1 protein-coding gene is annotated in these 2,867 nt (G+C 37.8%); it reads left to right on the top strand.

Annotated features, from left to right (window positions below):
- The coding region (locus tag H5202_RS19925) for an STY4851/ECs_5259 family protein (protein WP_182773596.1) at positions 1 to 2,678 on the top strand (2,678 nt) is incomplete at its 5' end.
- Positions 2,679 to 2,867: the final 189 nt, after the last annotated feature.

Below are 2,867 nucleotides of genomic sequence, written 5' to 3'. Positions count from 1 at the left end.
CTATCGCTAAAGGTTTACTTGATAGTGCATTAGGGCAGGCTATTGCTGCTCAGCGTCGTCTACCTACTAGCATTCGTTTAGTGAGAAAATTAGTTAAAAAGTTTGACCAACATGCTTATGTGACTAATGAACCAAACTCGTTAAAACATCAATGGTCATATCAACTATCAATTTCCCTACGCTCTAAACTTAATGCCCAGTTCATTGCTCAACTGTTTAGTATGCAAGTTTTACCTGAGCGCTTTAGTTTATTCGCTTTAGGTAAAAAACCAATACTCTTGGCTAAGGCATTCAAGCCTAAAAATAACCCAGAGCTTTATTTGCTCGATGTATTAACCACAGATTTACCGGAAGATTGGTTCGATTGTGAAATCCAATTAATGCTCCGTAATGACACAGAAAGTAGTTGGTATGCTCCATTATTAGGTGGCAGTGCACTAGATAGTGATGAACCTTGGGTGTTTACCGAAAATGGTGGCGATTGGATTCTTGCTGGTGCGGGGAACTTTAGTAGTGAAGCGACGACCGCTGTCATTGCTTTACCCAATATAAAGACTTCGAATGATTTTTTTGATAAAGACACATCTTATTATATTGAAAATGCTGAACCATTCGGTGAAGTCGACCACGATACATCTCGGACTTTATTGAAGATCAGTCAGTTAGGTTCTTTCATCTTTAATGATTATGAAGTGTTTCTGGGAAAGGAAGATAAGGGCCAATATGAGTTTGTATGGCAAGGCGAAGAACTTCCATTTCTAACGGTACCAAGTAAATGTTATCTAGGTAAACCCAAGCTATCGGCAATATCAGCACAAGGTTTACAGGTCATTCCTAATGAAAAACTCCGTTGGCATGATGTTAGCCGCGATCAGTGGCTGTCGATAGATACTTTGCCATTAGGTCAAAGTGTAGTTGCCTATTTTGATAATGGTAAATCAAAAAAGCGCTTTAAATTAGCTAGCTTACCTCAAGATTTTAAGATTGAGTTTGTATCTGGTGATAAGCTTAATTACGGTAAGGTTATTATTTCATCTTCTCGGCCTCCTATGGTCGCTGTTGATTTATCAGATAATGAATCATTACATTATCAAGTTAATCAAGATTCAAACTCAATTACTGTCGAGTTGTTTAGTTCTCAAGCTCAACCACCCGCTTTATTTTCACTGTGTTTATGGTGGCAAGAAAAAGCGAAAGCGATATCAATTACATTACCTTTTCCGAGTCATGGTGTTTGTTTGCTTGATAACAGGCAACAGCTGGTTAAAAAGAATAGTAATTTGTTGATTGATAAGCTGAATAATTATGAATTATATGGCTACGGTATTGAAGGCAAAATTCGTATTATTTTTACCTTAAATGCGTCTGATATCCGAGGTGCTTTTAGTCGTAGTGCCTATTTTAGTAAAGAACTTTCTTCGATTGAAGCGTTATCAAGTGGTTTATCTTTATCTACGTTTCGAGCAGATATCCAAGCACTTTTTGCATTGTCAGACAATTTAGATGCAACTTTGAATGTAACAATTATCAATTTTGGTCGTGAGTTATTTAGCTTTAAGTTATCGGCTTATATTTATGCTCTTGTGCCAGAGCGTGAAATCGGTTGTATAAAATTTATAGGTGAAGAGTGTCTCTCTCCAGTTGATTTACTGATGATCCCTTTAGACCAGCCCGCTCAAATGCCGCTTCAATTACTACCAGAATCATCAATATCGAGTTCAGAGCGTAGATGGATATTTCCTGATTCAGAGGTTGAGGCCGGTGCTTGGTTAGTTTTTTGTGAGACTCGACATTTAGGCATAAGACCACTTATGTGGAGTAAAGATTTACAATTATTGCCAGATGCTCGTAATGGTTTTGGGCTTGCTGCAAGTATTGGACAACGTTACAAGCGCATACAAGCATTTACAGATGTGGCCAAAGAACTATCGACTGATTACGCTCGCCCTGAATGGGAGAATGTTAGAACGTTATTGAAATTTGAACACGTGCCATTTACCACATTTGATTTATGGCGTGGTGCCACGAAGTCATCTGAATTCATGCTAGCGCTATTACTTAAATCAAATAACAATGAAGTGGAACGAGTTTGGAGCTTGGCGAGTGAATTCCCAATGCTTTGGTATACATTGAAATTAGACTCCAGTATTAAAGTTTTAATGGCATTTTACCAACATTTACTTGAGCGTTTGGGCGATGATATGGAAGATGTTGCACAAGATAGAGTTCAGAAAAAATTGTCAGAACTGGTATCTTTTTTCCCTGGCTTTGATCCTTTTTATAATTTATTGCTCTTTAAAATTGGCTCTGTTAATCAAAAGCCTTCTTTAACTTTAGCAGACTACAGAAGTGATCTTGATAATAGCCGAAAGACTCTCTCTCAACGTAATGTTGATTCTGAATGGCCTACTATTTTTGCGGATGAAATTTTTAAATTTGTAATATCTAGAGTCCATCCTCAATTTTTCCAGGCATGTTTAGTTGATGGGGGGGGATTTAAAAATAATGTCATGAATGCCCCTGTGTTACTGGCTTTAGCTAGTTGTGGTCAAGCCGCGTTATTAATAACGCCTGAAGTGATACATGCCATGCGTGAATATCGTCGCTTTGATATTGAGTATTTTGATGACAGTTTTGCTTTAACACAAAAAATGATTATTGGATTAACCAAGGTCTAACCCTAGGAAAGAGTATGGAATACTTCGAGTCTATTATTGATCAACTGACTAAACGCGCTGCTAGAGCTACATTAGGTCAATTTGGTTTACGTTCTAATTCACTTCGTGAATTTTTATGGCAATCTTTTTCAAAAGCGCCGGGTAATGACGGCGCGTTCCTTGGTGATCCTGTTTTTGAAGCCACTTTTG

Origin of the sequence: Shewanella sp. SG41-4 (genome assembly GCF_014164505.1) — a bacterium.
GTDB lineage: Bacteria > Pseudomonadota > Gammaproteobacteria > Enterobacterales > Shewanellaceae > Shewanella.
The sequence above is the reverse complement of the archived record's forward strand: the minus strand, read 5'-3'. Positions and strand labels throughout refer to the sequence as shown.